This window comes from Novosphingobium sp. UBA1939, from assembly GCF_002336885.1.
Classification (GTDB): Bacteria; Pseudomonadota; Alphaproteobacteria; order Sphingomonadales; family Sphingomonadaceae; genus Novosphingobium.
On sequence record NZ_DDFB01000137.1, the window covers coordinates 238544 to 255966 of the forward strand.

Annotated in this window: 12 protein-coding genes and 1 pseudogene; 5 read left to right on the forward strand and 8 right to left on the reverse strand. The window is 64.3% G+C overall.

The window, feature by feature from the left end; all coding sequences use genetic code 11:
* Positions 1–67: 67 nt before the first annotated feature.
* The gene (locus tag B3547_RS18825; RefSeq protein WP_292965804.1) at positions 68–1171 is read right to left on the reverse strand and encodes a DUF5694 domain-containing protein; all 1104 of its coding nucleotides are present in this window, start codon (positions 1169–1171) and stop codon (positions 68–70) included.
* Positions 1172–1627: 456 nt separating this feature from the next.
* Between B3547_RS18825 and B3547_RS18830 the strand changes: the two genes are divergently transcribed.
* Positions 1628–1771 (forward strand): hypothetical protein, encoded by a 144-nt coding sequence (locus B3547_RS18830; protein ID WP_199558040.1) that lies wholly within the window; start codon positions 1628–1630, stop codon positions 1769–1771.
* Between the two features lie 242 nt (positions 1772–2013).
* Here the strand turns inward: B3547_RS18830 and B3547_RS22115 are convergent.
* Positions 2014–2136 (reverse strand): annotated as a pseudogene (locus B3547_RS22115) (IS3 family transposase); the annotation flags it as partial.
* A 367-nt stretch (positions 2137–2503) separates the two neighbouring features.
* On the opposite strand from B3547_RS22115, the gene B3547_RS18840 reads away from it, so the two are divergent.
* From B3547_RS18840 to B3547_RS18855, 4 genes are read left to right on the forward strand one after another with little or no spacing between them, the layout of a single operon-like run.
* Positions 2504–5923, forward strand: coding sequence for a response regulator (locus B3547_RS18840; protein WP_292965807.1), 3420 nt, complete (start codon positions 2504–2506; stop codon positions 5921–5923).
* Between the two features lie 4 nt (positions 5924–5927).
* Positions 5928–6758 (forward strand): CheR family methyltransferase, encoded by an 831-nt coding sequence (locus B3547_RS18845; RefSeq protein WP_124808606.1) that lies wholly within the window; start codon positions 5928–5930, stop codon positions 6756–6758.
* The gene (locus B3547_RS18850; protein ID WP_125953397.1) at positions 6755–7330 is read left to right on the forward strand and encodes a chemotaxis protein CheB; all 576 of its coding nucleotides are present in this window, start codon (positions 6755–6757) and stop codon (positions 7328–7330) included. The genes B3547_RS18845 and B3547_RS18850 overlap by 4 nt, the downstream gene beginning before the upstream one ends.
* Complete coding sequence (locus B3547_RS18855) at positions 7327–8493, forward strand: hybrid sensor histidine kinase/response regulator (RefSeq protein ID WP_292965813.1); 1167 nt, start codon at positions 7327–7329, stop codon at positions 8491–8493. Before B3547_RS18850 ends, B3547_RS18855 begins: the two co-directional genes overlap by 4 nt.
* A gap of 52 nt (positions 8494–8545) precedes the next feature.
* Here the strand turns inward: B3547_RS18855 and B3547_RS18860 are convergent, their stop codons facing one another.
* The 6 genes from B3547_RS18860 to B3547_RS18885 all read right to left on the reverse strand — a co-directional run bounded on the left by B3547_RS18860 (position 8546) and on the right by B3547_RS18885 (position 17357).
* A complete protein-coding gene (locus tag B3547_RS18860) occupies positions 8546–10024 on the reverse strand; it encodes a TolC family protein (RefSeq protein ID WP_414690587.1) in 1479 nt (492 codons plus the stop codon).
* On the reverse strand, positions 10024–11094 hold the full coding sequence (locus B3547_RS18865; RefSeq protein ID WP_292965815.1) for an HlyD family secretion protein: 1071 nt from the start codon (positions 11092–11094) through the stop codon (positions 10024–10026). The genes B3547_RS18860 and B3547_RS18865 overlap by 1 nt, the downstream gene beginning before the upstream one ends.
* Positions 11091–12773: an ABC transporter transmembrane domain-containing protein gene (locus tag B3547_RS18870; protein WP_292965818.1), complete on the reverse strand. Its 1683-nt coding sequence runs from the start codon at positions 12771–12773 to the stop codon at positions 11091–11093. Before B3547_RS18870 ends, B3547_RS18865 begins: the two co-directional genes overlap by 4 nt.
* 313 nt (positions 12774–13086) lie before the next feature.
* A complete protein-coding gene (dhaL, locus tag B3547_RS18875; protein WP_292965821.1) occupies positions 13087–14799 on the reverse strand; it encodes a dihydroxyacetone kinase subunit DhaL in 1713 nt (570 codons plus the stop codon).
* 22 nt (positions 14800–14821) lie between these two features.
* Complete coding sequence (locus tag B3547_RS18880) at positions 14822–16174, reverse strand: spinster family MFS transporter (protein ID WP_292965823.1); 1353 nt, start codon at positions 16172–16174, stop codon at positions 14822–14824.
* Positions 16161–17357, reverse strand: a complete 1197-nt coding sequence (locus B3547_RS18885) for a cytochrome P450 (protein WP_292965824.1) — start codon at positions 17355–17357, stop codon at positions 16161–16163. Before B3547_RS18885 ends, B3547_RS18880 begins: the two co-directional genes overlap by 14 nt.
* Positions 17358–17423: the final 66 nt, after the last annotated feature.

Sequence of the window (17423 nt, forward strand, 5' to 3'; positions counted from 1 at the left end):
CGAGCAAAGCGCAAGCCAGCGTTTCTTCCCCAAACGGACAGTAAGCGCGCCCAGCGGGCCGCTGCCGCTAACGCGGCTTGTCCGCGAGAACCTCGTCGGTACTGACCAAGCGGATTTCGCTGAGGACCCCGAGATAGCGTTCGTAATAGGGCTTGTGCGATGAGCCGACGATGGCCAACACTCGCGTCCCGGGCGTTGGCCCCATGGCCTCGCGCATGTTCGCAACCATGCGGAGGTTGCGCGTTTCCCAATAGGCCAGATAGCGCCGGCCATAGCGTTGTTCGGCGGGGTCAGCGGCGGTGGCGGCAAAATCCGACGCCACGGCGTATCGGGCTGCAGCCAGGCTGTTCTCGTCGCGATAGACTGATAGCACCGCCCCATTCTTGAGCCGTGACGGAACCTGTTCGAGCAACGGTCTGCGTTCGTGTGACCAGTTGTTATCCCACAGCCGCTGGATCGCCGCGTCCATCTCCGCGTTGCTGGGCCCCGACGCGCGATCACCGGTGTGGTCGTCCACGGGCCAGACGCGTTCCAGGCCAAGACGCGCGGCCACCACGGCCGCCACTTCGCGATTTTCATTCGGCCGCTTGCCGATCGCGGCTATCGTTCCCAACAAGGCGTCGGTCAGGCCGTCCGCCGCGACGCGCTCCGGTTCGGCCAGACGCAACCACTGCACCCTGGCCGAAGCCGGATCCCCGGCCGCGAGAAATAGCGCGGCCAGCCGGCGCCGTTCGGCTGCGGGGCGGTCGGCCCGGTCGGTTGCCAGCAGCCGGGCAATTTCTGCCTCGGCACCGGCCTGATCGAGGTGCAGCGCGGCCCGCGCCGCGCTGGCGTCGGGGCAATAATCCTCCGCAACGCCCGGGTAAAAGGCGGCAAACGCTCGCAGATAGTCGCACTGCGCACCGCCTACTGCCTCAATCATGATCATGCGCGGGCGCCAGGCCTGCAAACGGACCAGAAGCGGCTCGAACTGAGCGCGGTCAAAATCGGGCGGAAGCATGCTGAGGTGGGGAGTGCCCAGCACCAGGACTTCGGTCTTTGGCTCGCGCAGGGCGGAGTCCGCCAGCCAGACCGCTCGAGCCACCGGCGTGGGCGGGTTGACCTCACGGGCCGGCGCGGTTGGCCCGGCCAGCGCTGCTGCCGCAGCCAATAGAAATCCAGAAACCGCCATGATTTGCACCCCGTTGCCAAGTAGGGCGACTGTCTGCGGCCTTCGCTTCGAACGCAAGCAATGAGCGGCGCAATTGGCCCACTTCAGACGTTCCCTGATTATCTCGCAACCGCTTTATGCGCATTGCTTGACCATCTCGCGGCGGCGTTTCCTAAATGAGAGATCGCCTCAGCAGCGCACGTTCGAGAAACCTCCGGGGCCTCGCAACCGTGTGTTCAACGTCACGATGGCGTGTCGGCATGATGGATTCTGGAAAAGAGTAATTTATTTCAGATATATAACCTATGAGAGGGCGAATTACCTCAAGCGTCCGACGCCGGCAGACTGAACCGTCCCGGCATTCCCGGGTGCGTCTAAGCAAGGACTGCCACGATTTCCGCACCAAACTGGATGCCATCCACCCGAAGTGGAGCGATACAATGCGCTTTGACTTCATGAACGACTGAGGCGTAGCATATGACCACCGATCCAAAGCGATCCCAACTCGACAAATTCAAGGAAGCCGCCCGCGCGCTAGAGACGGACGACGACCCGGAGCGCTTCAAGGATAGGCTTGCGATGGTCGTGAGGCATAAGCCGGTGCCGGAGAAACCCGAGTGAATCCTGACGTAGTTCGTTACCTTCTGATTGCGTTCGCAATCTACATGGTCCTTAAAACGGCGACGGCAAAAAGGCGCGGATCATTCCTGACCATATTTGGTAACATTCGCCCGGAAGAGAATCCCAACGGATTTCGGGCCTGTCTCATTGGTGGATATGCGCTCGCCAGCGCCTTATTGTTGGCGGCGATCTTTCTATCTGCGTGGCAACCTCTCTTGACGGGTTTGTAAACTAAATAATCGCCTATCCAATGGACACGGTGCCTTGGGGTTGCTGACCGTGGTGATCGTCGTCTTGCCGCGCCGAACCCCTGCCAGCCCCATGGCTGCCATCAGGCGCTCCACGGTTCGCCGGGCGACCGCCACCCATCGCGCAGCAACTGATCAGACCTTGCGCGCGCCGCAGTTCCTTCACCTCTCGTTTCAGCAGCTTGAGCCGGGCCTTGCTCATCACGAAAGCTCCTTCTCACAAATCGGAGCCTCCGCAAGTGCCGGGGCGGTTCGCATGTTTGTCCGATCACACGATCGTTCGCGTGGTTTTGCACCATGGCGGCTCCGGCGCTCGGAACCTTTTGGTAAATTGAGCGTAATCCCGCGGACGTGAATTGGTTGTTGTTCGCGGGCGCGTTGCAGCGGCCTTGCTTGCAACTCGATCCTAGGGGGCTTCGATCACCAAACCTGATTGTCTTGTCGGGCATCTTCCCGAACTCGTTGCCGTTGCGAGGATGCCGTGATGCGCAGGCTCGACGCCGCTCGCGTCCGCATCGGGACGCTCATCGGCCTCGTCGCCGGGTTGGCGTTCTTCGCCGCGAGCAGCTACATATCCTACTCGAACATCCAGGCGGTTGGTAACGCCGACGCTTCGGTACGCGATACGCACAATATGCTGGTGGCGCTCAACCGGCTCCTCTCCACGCTGCAGGATGCCGAAACCGGCCAGCGCGGCTATATCCTGACCGGCAAGGAGACCTACCTGCAGCCCTACCATCAGGCCGTGTCCGACGTCCGTGACCGGCTTGATGCGGTACAGGATTTGACGGCTAATGACCCGGTGCAATCCAACAACTTGCGGGATTTGCGCCCGCATGTGATCGCAAAGCTAGCCGAGCTTACACGGACCATAGAACTGCGCCAGGCCAAGGGGTTCGGGCCGGCGGTCACGGCGGTTTCCACGGACGTGGGGCAGCAGGAAATGGCCGCGATCCGGCGGCAGATCGAAGTCATGAACTCCGAGGAAGTTCGACAGCGCTCTTTGCGGCTGGAGGAGATGGCATCCGCTTCCCGCGGGGCAGTCAGCAGCAGCATTATCGCTGGGCTGATCGGTTCGATCCTGACTATCGCCATTTTCCTGCTTGTTCAGCGCAACGCAGCAATCAAGGCGCGGCAGGACTGGCTGCGCACTGGCCAGCTGGAACTCGCCGATGTGATCCGTGGCGACAAGGGCGTCGAACAGATCGGTGAGGAAGCGATGGCATTCCTGGCCGCCTATCTCGGCTTTCAGGCGGGTGCCCTGTTCAAGGGAGATGGTGGCCATTTCCGACGCATTGCAACGCTGGGCGTGCCGGCAGACGGCGCAATGCCCCACAGTTTTTCCCTCGGCGATGGACTGCTTGGCCAGGTGGCAAACTCGGGCGCGCCAATCGTCATCAACGACCTGCCCGACGACTACCTTACCATCGGATCAGCGTTCGGGCGCTCGCAGCCCCGTCATCTGGTGATCGCGCCGACGACCGCGGACGGCTTGGTCAACGGCGTGATCGAGCTGGGTTTCTTCGATCCCGTTCCGGCGCGTGTGCTCGAGTTTCTGGCTGGATCCGCGGATAGTCTGGGTATTGCCTTGCGATCGGCCCGCTTTCGCACCCGTTTGCAGGATGCGCTGGAAGAGACCCAGCGGCAGAAGGCCGAGCTTCAGGCGCAAAGCGAAGAGCTCCGCGTGTCGAACGAAGAGCTGGAGGAGCAGGGGCGTGCCCTGAAAGAATCGCAGGTTCGCCTCGAACAGCAGCAGGTGGAGCTCGAGCAGACCAACAGCGAACTGGAAGAACAGGCCCAAACGCTGGAGATGCAGCGCACCATGCTGGAGCAATCCGCCGCATCGCTGGAAAGCAAGGCGCAGGAACTGGCACAGGCAAGTCAGTACAAGTCCGATTTTCTTGCCAACATGAGCCATGAACTGCGCACTCCGCTCAATTCGCTGCTGATCCTGTCAAAGCATCTGGGTGACAATGCCGACGGCAACCTGTCGCCCGATCAGGTCCAGTTCGCGCGGACGATCCAGTCCTCGGGCAATGACCTGCTCATGCTGATCAACGATATCCTTGATCTCTCGAAGATCGAGGCGGGGCACGTGAAGATCCAGCCGGAACCGTTGGCGCTCCAACGGCTGGTGGGCGATCTCAGGCAGATTTTCGCGCCGGTGGCGGATCAGCGCGGCGTCGAGCTGGAACTGGTGGTACGGCCCGGCGTGCCGGCCGCGATCGAGACTGACCGGTTGCGTCTGGAGCAAGTCCTGCGCAACCTGCTGTCCAACGCTTTCAAGTTCACTGAGAGCGGCACTGTCAGCCTGGAAATCGCACCGGCCGGCGAAGGGCAGGTCGCCTTTGCGGTTACCGACACCGGGATCGGCATTTCCCCCGAACAGCAAGAGGCGATCTTCGGCGCCTTCCAGCAGGCCGACAGCGCGATCAGCCGCAAATACGGCGGAACCGGGCTTGGTCTGTCGATCTCGCGCGAGCTGGCGCGGCTGCTGGGCGGCACGATCGCGCTGGTCAGCACGGTGGGCAAGGGCAGCACGTTCACGCTGACGCTGCCCGAGTTCTACGATGCCGCTGCCGTTGTTCCCGCAGCGGCACTCCCGGCCACGCCGCGGACGGCGGACGCCGCCGCGGTGACGCCGGATGATCCTCGTCTTGGCCCGCGGCGGGTATCGAACGCGGTGGCGGACGATCGCGACAGGCTGGACCGGAGTCGACGGCTTTTGCTGGTGGTGGAGGACGACGTGCCGTTTGCCCAGATCGTGCGCGACCTCTCTCAGGAAATGAACTTCCAGTGCATAGTGGCTGGCAGCGCGGAAGAGGCGATCCACCTGGCCGCCCTGCATCGGCCGAGCGCCATCGTGCTGGATCTCGGCCTGCCGGACCAGTCCGGACTGACGGTGCTTGACCGCCTCAAGCACGAAGACCAGACGCGACACATCCCGATCCACGTGATTTCGGCCAGCGATCACGCGCAGACGGCGCTGGCGCTTGGTGCGGTCGGCTACCATGTCAAGCCGATCCGCCGGAAAGACCTCGCCGATGTGCTGAGCAAGCTTCAGGACCAGTTGGCGACCCGGCTGCGCCGGGTGCTGATCGTGGAGGATGACGCGGTGCAGCGTGATGCGGTGAGCAGGCTGCTGTGGACCGGCGATGTCGAGACGGTCGGAGTGGGTACGGCTGCCGAATGTCTTGAAAAGCTCGACCAGGAGACGTTCGATTGCATGGTGCTCGACCTGACCTTGCCGGACCGGTCAGGGATGGAGCTGCTCGAAACCCTGAGCCGCAACGAGGAGAAAAGCTTCCCGCCCGTGATCGTCTACACCGGGCACGATCTGTCGGTTGAGGAGGAACAGCGGCTGCGACGCTTGTCCAGCTCGATCATCATCAAGGGCGCCAAGTCGCCCGAGCGGTTGCTCGACGAAGTAACCCTCTTCCTGCACAAGGTGGTTTCCGAACTGCCGCCGGAACAGCAGCGCATGCTGCAGAAGGCCCGCTTCCGCGACGCGGTGCTGGAAGGCCGGCGGATATTGATCGTCGAAGACGATGTGCGAAACGTCTACTCGCTGAGCAGCGTGCTGGAGCCGCGCGGCGCGAAGATCGCGATTGCGCGCAACGGACGCGAAGCGATCGAGGCGCTCGATGCCAGTGCGGCCAACCTCGCCGACGCGATCGATCTCGTTCTGATGGACGTGATGATGCCGGTGATGGACGGGCTCTCGGCGGCGCGGGAAATTCGTGGCGATCCGCGCTGGAAGAACCTGCCGATCGTGATGCTGACGGCAAAGGCGATGCCGGACGACCAGGAAAAGTGCCTGGCGGCAGGGGCGAACGACTACATGGCGAAGCCGATCGACGTGGACAAGCTGCTCAGCCTCGTCCGCGTGTGGATGCCCCGGTGATCCCATGACGGCGGGCGACGAGATCGAGGACATCGAAATCCAGCTTTTTCTGGAAGCGCTGCACCGGCGCTATCACTACGATTTCCGCCACTACGCCCAGGCCTCGATCAAGCGACGGCTGGTGCAGGCGCGGGTCCAGCTCGGCTACACCAGCCTGTCTGCCATTCAGGAGGCAGTGCTACACGACGAGAGCGTGCTGCCGCGGCTGCTCAACTACCTGACCGTGCAGGTGAGCGAAATGTTCCGTGACCCATCCTATTTTCGCGCACTGCGACAACGGGTCTTGCCACACCTTGCCACGTATCCTTCGCTCAAGGTGTGGGTGGCGGGGTGCAGCCGCGGCGAGGAGCTCTATTCGCTGGCCATCCTGTTCCGCGAGGAGGGCCTGTACGACCGCACCCTGTTCTATGCGACCGACATCAACCCCGATGCTCTCGACGCTGCGGAGAAGGCGGTTTACCCACTCGACCAGATAAGGGGGTACACCGCCAACCATCAGAAATCGGGCGCGCGCACCTCTCTTTCCGACTATTACCGCGCGGCCCACGGTGGCGTCATCTTCGACAAAACCCTGCGCGAGCGGGTCGTGTTCTCCGACCACAGCCTTGTCACGGATTCCTCGTTCGGCGAGATGCAGCTCATCTCCTGCCGCAACGTGCTGATCTATTTCGATCGCGAATTGCAGGACCGGGTCGTGGCGCTGTTTCGCGATTCGCTGGCGCGTAAAGGCTTCCTTGGCCTGGGCTCCAAGGAAAGCCTGCGCTTCACGCGCCATGCCGCATCGTTTTCGCCGTTCGTGCCGGAAGAGAAAATCTACCAGAGGGCACAAGGATGACCGCCGCAAAGGTCAGCGCCGTGGCCATCGGCGCCTCTGCCGGCGCGGTTCAGGCGCTGCTGCACATCCTGCCGCCGCTGCCGGCCGCGTTGCCCGTCCCGGTCATGATCGTGGTGCACGTCCCCCCGGATCGCGACAACATGCTCGTGCCACTGCTGAAGAAGCGCTGCGCGCTGGACGTCAAGGAGGCTGAGGACAAGGAGCCACTCAAGCCGGGCACGGTCTACTTTGCGCCGTCCGACTACCATTTGCTGGTGGAAAAGGACCGCACACTTGCGCTGTCGTCCGACGAGCCCGTCAACTACAGCCGCCCCGCGATCGACGTCCTTCTGGAAAGCGCGGCCGAAGCCTACGGACACGAGCTGGCCGCCATCGTGCTCACCGGCTCCAATCACGATGGCGCCGAAGGCCTGCGCGCAGTAACGGCCGCCGGCGGCATTGCGTTGGTGGAGGACCCGCAAAGCGCCATGTCCGGGGCCATGCCGGCGGCGGCGCTGGCTCTTTGCCCCGATGCCCGAGTGGAAACGCTTGATGGCATCACGGCGTTTCTAGCCGGTCTGGTCTCCGCATGAACCGCACAGACGATATCGAAATGGGCGAGCCGGTCCACTTCCTTCTGGTCGACGACCTGCCAGAGAACCTGCTCGCGCTCGAAGCGCTGCTCCAGCGGGACGGTCTGGTCTGCCACAAGGCGGCAAGTGGCGAGGAAGCCCTCGAATTGCTGCTGGTGCACGACATCGCGCTGGCGCTGCTCGATGTGCAGATGCCGGAAATGGACGGGTTCCAGCTGGCCGAGTTCATGCGGGGGAGCGAGCGCACGCGCCATATCCCGATCATTTTCCTCACCGCCGGCACCGCGGATCACCAGCGCCGCTTTCGCGGCTACGAGGCCGGCGCGGTCGACTTCATCCAGAAGCCGATCGAGCCTGACATCTTGCGTTCGAAGGCCGCCGTGTTCTTCGACCTCCACGCCCAGCAACGGCGCATTGCGCGCCAACGTGACAAGCTCGAAGGACTGACCTCTGCGCTCCAGCTTGCCGACCAGCACAAGGATCGCTTCCTTGCCATCCTGGGCCACGAGCTGCGCAACCCGATCGCAGCCTTGAACGCCGGGTTGAACCTTTTGGGCAAGCGCGACGGCAGCGGGCCAAAGCAGGACATCCGCGATCAGATGCAGCGAAGCCTCAACCATCTGACGCGGCTTGTCGAGGACCTGCTGAACATCGCCAGGATCAACGAGGGCAAGATTTCCCTGAAGATCAGGCCCTTCGTGCTGCAGGATGCGCTCCGTTACGTTGTCGAATCGTGCCAGTCCCTGCTCGACGCGGACGGTCACACGCTGGTTGCCGACATCCCGCCAGAGCCGATCTGGATACATGGGGACGAAGTGCGGATCGCCCAAGCCGTCATCAACCTTGTCAGCAACGCTGCCCGGTACACGCCTGAGCCGGGACAGATTCTGATGACGGCCAGACGGGTCGAGGATAGCGTACACATCGAGGTCAGTGATTCCGGCATCGGGATCCCGATCGAGGCCCAAGAACACATCTTCGAGCTGTTCAGGCAGATTGACGGGACGTCGCGCGCGGCTCGGGACGGTCTCGGCATCGGTCTCGCCCTGGTCCGGCAGCTGGTCGAACTTCACTCTGGAGAGGTGACCCTGGTCAAAAGCGCGCCGGGCATGGGAAGCACTTTCCGCATCGAACTCCCGGTTGCGGGCGCCCCGGCCGAGTAATTGTCGGTCAGCCGCAAAGATGTTCGCTGCGACCAATCCAGCGCGCCGCAGCTTAACGTGCGTCCAGCTTGAGGGCGCTTTCATCGGCCGTCGCCGCAGCGAGCTGCGCCCGCGCGGCGGCGATGCGCGCACGGGCTTCGATCAGCTTCACGGCGGCATCGGTGGCGGCTTCCTCGCGGCTGTTGACGAGAAAGAAATCACTCGATCCCAACGCGAAGCGGCGGCGTTCGGCCTCGGCAAGCCGATCGGCGAGAGCGACCTGCCGGCGAGTGGCATCCGCCAGTTCGCGCGCGGTGTCGACCTCGATGCCGATCCCGGCCACTTCGGCGCGGATCTTCTCGGCCAGGTATCGCTGCTTGACCGACAGTTCGTCGAGCTTGGCGCGGCTTTCGGTCAGCTTGCCCCGCGCCTTGCGGTTTTGCAGCGGCACTGTGAGCGACACGCCGAAGACGACCTCCAGCGGCGAGCGGCTGTAGCCGCCCGCACCTGCCGGTCCGATGTCCTTGGCGATTTCGCCCTTGAGATCGAGCCGGGGCCGCAGGTCGTTCTCGGCCAAAGCCAGCTTGACCGATGCCTGCTCGATCTCTTCGAGCAGGATGCCGAAATCGGGCCGTTCCTCGATTTCAAAAAATGGATCCACGTTCATGCCATCGAAGGCCGCGGCCGAAGGTGGCAGCCGGTCGGCATCGACCAGGACCGGAAGCCCCGCTGCATCGCGGTAGTAAAGCGAGAGCTTGTTCGCCGCTGCCCGGAATTCCTGCCGTGCCTGCGCGACCAGGGCTTCCCGCTTGACCATGTTGGCTTCGTTCTCGGTGAGCAGGATTTCCGGCTTTGCGCCCAGTTGCACCTGCCGGCGGATGCCATTGCCGCGCTCGACCGCGATGTCGTAAAGCGCCTGATAGGCCTGCAGCTTCAGCCCGCTTTCCACCCACTTCTGATAGGCCTCGATCGCGCGGGCCTGCACGCCGATGGCGGTGGCGCGCGTTTCGAAGCGGGCGATGTCGATGTCGTTTCCGGCAAGCTGCGCCGTCGAACGCCGGGCGTCGATCATGCGATCCCGCAGCAGGGCGTAGAGCGCACCGATCTTCACCTCGCCGAGCTGGTTGGTATAGGCCTTGTCCTCATAGATCGGGAAATCGCCGCGCGAATTGCGATACTGGCCGTAGAGGTATCCGCCGTTGCCGGTGAGCGGGCGCTCCGCCTTGCCGGTGACTTCCGATCCGTCGTAATAGCCGGCAAGGCGGCTGCGGGCATCGACCGAGAAGACCGTGTCGAACGCGCCTTCGGCGCTCAGTGCCCGCCCCTCGGCCTGGCGCACGCGCGCCAGCGCCGCAACGATGTCGGGCGCCGCGCGCGCAGAGGAGCGCAGGACCTCGTCCAGCGTCAGCGGCGTGGACGGTTGATCGTCTCCGTGGGCGGGCATAACCGCCATCGCCACCGGGCGGACGGCGACGTGGTCGGCTGCGCTGGCCGCCGTGCCGGCCGTTGCGGCGAGAAGCAGCGCATTGATCGCAAGGAGCCGGCGCATCATCACTTCTTCTTCTCGATCGAGCTCTTGTCCTCCTTCGCGGCTTTCGCCTCCTGTTCGCCGGCCTTACTGGCTACGCCGAAATTGAGCGGGAAGTCGTTGAGCTGACGCCACAGCTCGTACCAGACGGGGACGGTGTCGCCCTGAATCCAGCCGAGCACCTTGCTGCCCTGGCGCACGAAGCGGCGCTCGGGCCAGGCGGTCTTGTTCGGCGCCTGTTCGACGAGGACGCGAAACAGCCCGTCGCTGCGCGGGGTGGGATCGACCGAGCGCACACGACCATCGTAAATGCCCACGGCGAAGGCCGGCCATCCGCTGAACTGGAAAGCCGGGAAGCCTTCGAACTCGAGCCGCACTGGGCGGCCCGGCTCGACCAGCGGGATGTCCCGACCGTCTATGTAGAGCTCGACCGCGCGGGCGATACGCTCGGGCGCGATCGTCGCCAGTACCGTGCCCGAGGAGATCAGCGAGCCGCCCGCGGCCGCGTTGAGGTTCTGGACGCGCCCGTCGCGTGGCGCGGAGACGATCTGCGCCGAGTTTTGCGCCAGCTTGATCTCGATCTGCTTCAGCTTGGCACGGGCTTCGGCCAGTTTGGCGTCGGCTTCCGAAACCTTGATCTGCGTCTGTTCGTAGTCGCGGCGGGCAGCCAGGCCCTCGGCATAAAGCTGGCCGGTGCGCCCCACATCGATTGCGGCGGTCGCGCGCGCCTGCTGGACCGCGGCGATCTGTGCCTCGACTTGCGCCTTCTCGCCCGCTAGCCGCTCGAGGAAGTCGGGATCGATATCGACTACGCGAACGATCGGATCGCCCGCATGGACGAAATCGCCATCCTTCACGTAGAATTCCTCGACGCGGCCGCCGACCAGCGAAGAGACGTCTCGGGCGCGGTCTTCGGCGTTCAGCGTGGTGACCTGTCCGCCGCCCTGGGCAGTTTGCAGCCAGGGCACGAACAGGATCGCGACGGCAAGTGCAATGCCCACAAAGATGAGCCATGCAACGGTCGTTACCACGCGGGGCGGACGCAGCCGTGCCAGCGACGGAAAGTGCTCCATCTGGGTGTTGTCCAGCGTCATGGCCGCACCTCCCGTTCGGCGACGAAGCGCAAGAACGCGGCCTTGTCGGTGAAGCGGTGCTGCTCGCGCGCGCCAAGCCAGTACCAGGCGTCAAGATCGAGCGCCTCGGGGCGTCCGCTGCTGAGAAGAACGGTGGTGCCGTTCTGCCGAAGTTCGGTCAGCGTCGCTTTGAGCACGCCCAGTGGCATCATGTCGAAAAGCTGCGACATCACCAGCACCCGGGGTCTGCTGAGCAGGGCATTGGCCAGCTTGAGCTGCATCACCTCGACGATCGAAAGCGGCGAGCCCGAGCTGGCGAGCTGGGTGTCCAGACCATTGGGCAGACTGGCCAGGCGGGCGAGCAGGCCAACCCGCTCCAGCGCCCGCATGGTCGTCGCCCCGTCTCCGTTTCGTCCCTCGGCAAGCGTCAGGTATTCGCGCAAGGTCACATCGACGATCGTCGGCCGGTTCAGCACCATGACCGCCGACCGCAGAAGGTACATGTTGAGGCTGCCGAGTTCGCTGCCGCCGATCGAGACGATGCCACCCGTGGGAGTGATATGGCGCTTGAGCAGCAGGGCGAGGGTGTTCTCCACGCCGGGCTCGGCCAGAATGACCGCCTGTTCGCCGCCGGCGATCGCGAAATCGAGGTGGACGCCGTCGAAATCGACATCGCGAAAGCGCACCGAGCCATCGCGCGGCGCCTCGCCCCGTTGTCCGGGACGCTCCTGCGGGATGGCGAAGACCAGCGAGAGTTCCTCGCTGCTCGCGACGAGATCGTAGAAGGTGTCGAGATACCAGCCGAGCTGGTAGATGCCGTAAAACACGCCGGACAGGATCAGTTCGGCAGCGACCAGCTGCCCGATCGAGAGCTGTCCGGCAAGGATCAGGCTGCCGCCGAGCGCCAGCAGAGCGGCGGCCGCGAAGGCATAGACGAGGAAATAACCGAGGGTCTGGGCGAAGCTGTATCGGAAGTAGCGGCGGTGGGCCTTGATGTAGTCCGCCGTCACCGCCTCCGAGCGGTCCATCGCGAAGTCCAGATGGCGGGCGGATTGGTAGAAGCCGTTCGACGCGCCGACGCTTTCCAGCCAGTGCGCGGCATCATGCTTGGCGTGGCTGACGCCGACCGCGCCGCTGATCGCGCCGTGGCGCCAGATCAGCCAGATCGCGAGGCAGACCAGGACCAGCACCAGATTGAACGCCAGGAAGAAGGGGTGGTAGAAGCTCGTCACCAGCAGGCCGACCGCGCCCTGCAGGATGATCGTGAACGCCCCGATGACAAGGCTGGGCACCGACTTCTGGATGATGGCCATGTCGAAATAGCGGTTGAACAGGCTGCCGGAGCTTGCGTCGGCGAAGAACGGGTTGCGGGCATGGACCGCGCGCACCGTGATCTCGGCCACCACGCGCGCGAAGATGCGACGCTCGAAGATGGCGAGCAGATAGATCCGCAGCGCGCTCAGCCCCGCGACTACCAGCAGCAGCACCAGCAGCACGCCCGAGAGAATCCACAGGGGCGCAACCTGTGCGGTGCGCGCCACCGAGTTGATGAGAAGCTGCACCGAGATTGGCGTTGCCAGCGACAACAGGCTGATCGCCACGGTATAGACGATACCGACGTTCACATAGCTTCGGTCAGGACCGACAATTTCCGCCAGCCATGCAGCTGCCTGCCGCAGACCGATACGTTCACCAGCCAATTTCACCCCCTGTCACGAACCGTTTCGTTCCCATGACGGATGACAATCCATTGTCAGAGAGGGCCAACTAGCGAGCAAACTTTTCTGGCCTAGGGATGTTGCATTGCAATATATTGCTGCCGGGCAGAATCTGTCGGGAACGGGCGCAGCGCGGTATCCGGCGCTGCCTCATTCGGATGGGAACACGCGTCGGCAATTCCGGCGCGCGCGGATGGCCTGACCCATCACGCCGATGGTCAGTCTATGGCCTCCCGCCCCCCCACCCCCGGAATTGCCGCGGATTGTGGCGCCGCTGTCCGCCTGCCGGTCCGGTTCAGGCGGCTCGTGCCCAGCGGTGGAGGGCATCCACCCATGTCGCGACCGCGACCGCGCCTGGGTCTGGATGGCCAATGGCCCGCTCGCCGATATAGCTTGCGCGCCCGCGGCGTGGCGCCATGTCGCGCGTTGCATCGGCGCCGGCGGTCGCTGCCGCAAGCATGCGGGCGCTTCGCTCCGCGGCATTGCCCTCTGCCGAAGCAAGTGCGTCCGCTGCCGGCAAGAGCGCGTCGAGCATGGTGCGGTCACCCGGTTGAGCCCCACCGAGTGCCATGACGCCCTCACAACCGGCCTGCATGGCATGCGCCCATGCCATGGGGTCTGCGGGATTCGCTTCAGCCGCCATGGCCGTGGCCGCGCGCAGGACGAAAATGGAATAGAGCGGGCCGGATGTGCCTCCCAGAGAGCGACGCAAAATCCCCGATATCTGCGCCAGTGCCTTCGCGGGATCGCTCAGGGCAAGGGAATCGAATGCCTGTTCGACGCTCGTCGCGCCGCGCGCAAGGCTGATGCCGAGATCGCCATCGCCGACGGCGCTATCCAGCCTGGTCAGCTCCGGTTCGGCAGCTTGCAGCGCCTGGATCACCGCGCGGATCGCTTGTCCGAAGTGGACGCCATGCTCGTCATCGGACCACGACTGGCCCGTAATCGGCTGTTCGCCGGCAATCGAGACTGCGGACGCAACCTGAACTTCGCTGGCCGGCAATGTCGGCGCTGTCCATGCCGGAGCTTCGCTGGGGCTCAACAATCGTGTGCTGCGCAAAGGGTCAAGGCGCATGACGGAAAGAGAGCACCCCGCCATTTCCAGTGCACTCAGGAACGTACCGGAACTCACCGCCTTTACGGATATTCCGGCTGCGGCCAGGTGTCGTAAGGCACCTCGCGCTGCTATCGCAAGTTCCAACGCGGGCGTACCGCCAAGGCCATTGACGATCAGGGCGACCTCGTCACCTGCCTTGAGATCACCGTGCCGCATGATGGCAGACAACATTTCGCCCAGCATCGTATCGACGGGAGCGATTGCCGTTCTGCGCACACCGCTCTCACCATGGATGCCAAGGCCGAATTCCACCTCATCCTCGCCCAGCTCAAATCCCGGGCGGCCAGCGGCCGGAACCGTGCAAGACGTGAGGCCCAGCCCCATCGAGAACACATTGTCGGCCGCCGCCTGCGCCTCGAGACGGACTTCGTCCAACGGCCGTCCCGCTTCCGCCGCAGCTCCAGCCACTTTGTGCACGAACACCGTCCCGGCAATTCCCCGTCGACCGACGGCGCGATTCTCGTCTCCCAGGGCCACATCGTCGCCGACGATCACCACATCGACCGGGATGCCGTGCGTCCGGGCGATCTCCGCCGCAAGCCCGAAGTTCAGCTTGTCGCCGGTGTAGTTCTTGACAATGACCAGCACGCCCGCCGGGCCGCCGACGGTCAGGATCGCCTTGAGCACCGCGTCAACGCTGGGCGAGGTGAAGACCGGACCGGCTACGGCCGCCGTCAGCATGCCCTGGCCCACGTAGCCGGCATGGGCGGGCTCATGGCCGGAACCGCCGCCGGAAATGATCGCAACCTTGCCGGCGGCGCGCAGAGCTTCGTAATCGGCGCGAAGCACCACGGTTTCATCCGGCAGCAGCATCAGCCGGCGATCGGCAAGAGCCAGCCCTTCGACCATATCATCGACGACGCGTGCGGGATCGTTGATCAGCTTCTTCATGACGGATCCTGTTTGAAGTGTCTCAGCGGTGGGCGGCGGCAACCGCGGCGCCATAACCGCGCCGGGCGGCGGCGATCAGCGCAAACGCAACGATTGCGGCCAGGCCGGTAACCAGCGCCAGGGAACGGCCCACGGCAAGGTCAGACTGGAAAACGCGATCGGTCGCGAGCGCCACGAACGTGGGGCCGAAGCCCATGCCAATCAGGTTGATGGCAAAGAGATAGAGGGCGGTAACCTGCCCGCGGAACTCGTTGGGGGTGATGGCGTGAAGGGCCGCTGGCGCTATGCCGGTCGGCACGCCCAGGAAAAAGCTGGTCCAGGCGAGCGCGGCAAGCGCCAGGGCTGGCGAGGAGGCGAGGCCGACGAACGGCACTACCGGAATGACCGCCGCCATTCCCAGAAGCGAAGCGCGCAAGGCGCCATCCGGCTTTCCCGAAGTGGTCATCCGGTCGGCCAGCCAGCCACCGCAAAGAATGCCGGCGCATCCCGAAGTCAGCAGGATCACGCCATAGGCAAAGGCGATGTCCCCGGCGCTCCAGTGGTGAACGCGGATAAACAGGGAAGGTACCCAAGCCGAAAGGCCGTAGCTGATGATGGCGTTGACGCCGAAGCCGATCACGATCGCGAACAGGATTCGCGCCCGGGCGCGAAAGAACGCGAACGTTTCGGCCATATCGGGCAGAGGGTGATCGCCCTTTCTGCGCTCCTGGCGTTTCGGTTCACGGACAAGCAGCATGAGCCCGGCCACGGCCAGCCCCGGAATTCCGACGATCATGAAGGCGGCCTGCCAGGGCCTTACCGTGCCGGCGAGCGGCAGGGTCACCGCAGCTTCCTGCGAGGCGGCGGTGACCGCAAGCCCGCCCAGAATCAGCGCTACGCCCGAACCGACGAAGATGCCCATCGTATAGGCGCTCATCGCCCGGCCGCGGCGAGCGGGGGCGAAGTAGTCCGATATCAGCGAATAAGCAGCCGGGGAAAGCGTTGCTTCGCCCACGCCGACCATGATGCGCGCGGCGAAAAGCTGGTGGAAGGTTTGCGCGAAGCCACATGCGACGGTGGCGAGGCACCACAACACCATGCCACCCGCTATCATGGCCTTGCGGCTGCCACGGTCTGCCCACCTGCCCAGGAACATGCCAAGGAACGTGTAGAAGATCGCAAAGGCGAAGCCGTGCAACAGGCTGATGGCGGTGTCGCTCAGTTGCAGGTCTGCCCGGATGGGCTGGACCATCAGGCTCAATATCTGCCGATCCACGAACGCGATCGTGTAAGCGAGCAGCAGGACGGCTATTACCAGCCACGCGCGCAGCGGGGCGGGATAGCCGCCATCCTCGGCCCGCCCGGCGCCCCGCGCGGCCATGTCAGGCGCGCTCAAGGCGAACCGGCAGGCTGGACAGCCCGCGCAACCAGTTGATGCGCTGGTACGAGGGCTTGCCGGCCAGTTCGATGCGGGCAACCTTGCTGGCAATCGTCGACATCAGAACATCGGCCTCCAGTCGGGCCATCATTTGCCCCACACAGGCATGAATGCCAAACCCGAAGGCCAGATGCCCCGATGTCTTGCGTTCGATATCGAAGCGTTCGGGGTGCGACCACTGACGGGGATCGCGATTGGCGGCGGAAAGGAACAGGATCACCTTTTCTTCCGCGCCGATCCGCACGCCGCCTATATCCACCGCTCGCGTGGTCGTGCGGCCGATATAGGGGCTGGGTGCCCGGTAGCGCAGGCCCTCGTCGAATGCCGCGCGCGCGCGGGTCGGGTCGCCGCGCAATTGCGCCCACGCCTCGGGGTGGCGGGCCAGCGCCTCCAGCGTAAAGCCGATCCCGTTGATCGTGGTGTCCATGCCCGCCGAGATGAAAATGCGGACGAGCAGGCCGGCTTCTTCCTCGGTGATTTCGCCCGTATCGACCGCATCGAAAATCGCGGATCCCAGCGTATCCGGGGCGACGGCATCGCGCCGGCAATTCTCGACAACCCAGTCGAGGATGGGTGTCGCCCGCTCCAGCGCGGCGCGATACAGGTCGTTCTTCTCACCCATCGCATTGAAGTTGAGTTCGGAATAGATGAGCAGATTGCGGCGGTTTTCCTTGCGGAAGCCCACCGCGTCGGGCAGCGCCGCGAATGGAAAGGCCTCCGCCAGATCGGCGACGAGGTCGACCTCGCCGCGATCGAGCGCCGCATCCACAATGCTTTCGGCCGTCGCCACGAAGTCCGCCTTGAGTTTGCGGAGTACGGCGGGGGACAGAATACGGCTCAGCAACCGGCGATATTTGCCGTGCTCCGGCGGATCGTTCTCGAGAATGAGGCTCGGTTGCCTCCAGTTGCCCTGTTTCCGGATGTTGGTGAAACCGGTGCCCGAAGCAGAGGAGAACGTCTCCCAATCCGAAAACACCGCGTGGACATCGGCGTGGCGGCCCACGGCCCACACGCCGTGCCGCGCAAGATAGACGGCGGGCGCCGTTTCCCGAACCAGATCGTCGTATTGATCGGGCGCCGCCATCGCGTCGGCGGAGAACAAGTCGAAATCGAGCGTCGGCGCGCTGGAGGCGTCGGTCATGGACATCCTGTCGAGAGTATCGTGGCCGGATGCCATGCCGATGGCCTGCGAGCACAGTGCGCAAAC

Coding starts and splice junctions, on each gene's coding strand:
- B3547_RS18825 (WP_292965804.1), bottom strand. CDS start 1,171: ATGGCGGTTTCTGGATTTCTATTGGCTGCGGCAGCAGCGCTGGCCGGG.
- B3547_RS18830 (WP_199558040.1), top strand. CDS start 1,628: ATGACCACCGATCCAAAGCGATCCCAACTCGACAAATTCAAGGAAGCC.
- B3547_RS18840 (WP_292965807.1), top strand. CDS start 2,504: ATGCGCAGGCTCGACGCCGCTCGCGTCCGCATCGGGACGCTCATCGGC.
- B3547_RS18845 (WP_124808606.1), top strand. CDS start 5,928: ATGACGGCGGGCGACGAGATCGAGGACATCGAAATCCAGCTTTTTCTG.
- B3547_RS18850 (WP_125953397.1), top strand. CDS start 6,755: ATGACCGCCGCAAAGGTCAGCGCCGTGGCCATCGGCGCCTCTGCCGGC.
- B3547_RS18855 (WP_292965813.1), top strand. CDS start 7,327: ATGAACCGCACAGACGATATCGAAATGGGCGAGCCGGTCCACTTCCTT.
- B3547_RS18860 (WP_414690587.1), bottom strand. CDS start 10,024: ATGATGCGCCGGCTCCTTGCGATCAATGCGCTGCTTCTCGCCGCAACG.
- B3547_RS18865 (WP_292965815.1), bottom strand. CDS start 11,094: ATGACGCTGGACAACACCCAGATGGAGCACTTTCCGTCGCTGGCACGG.
- dhaL (WP_292965821.1), bottom strand. CDS start 14,799: ATGAAGAAGCTGATCAACGATCCCGCACGCGTCGTCGATGATATGGTC.
- B3547_RS18885 (WP_292965824.1), bottom strand. CDS start 17,357: ATGACCGACGCCTCCAGCGCGCCGACGCTCGATTTCGACTTGTTCTCC.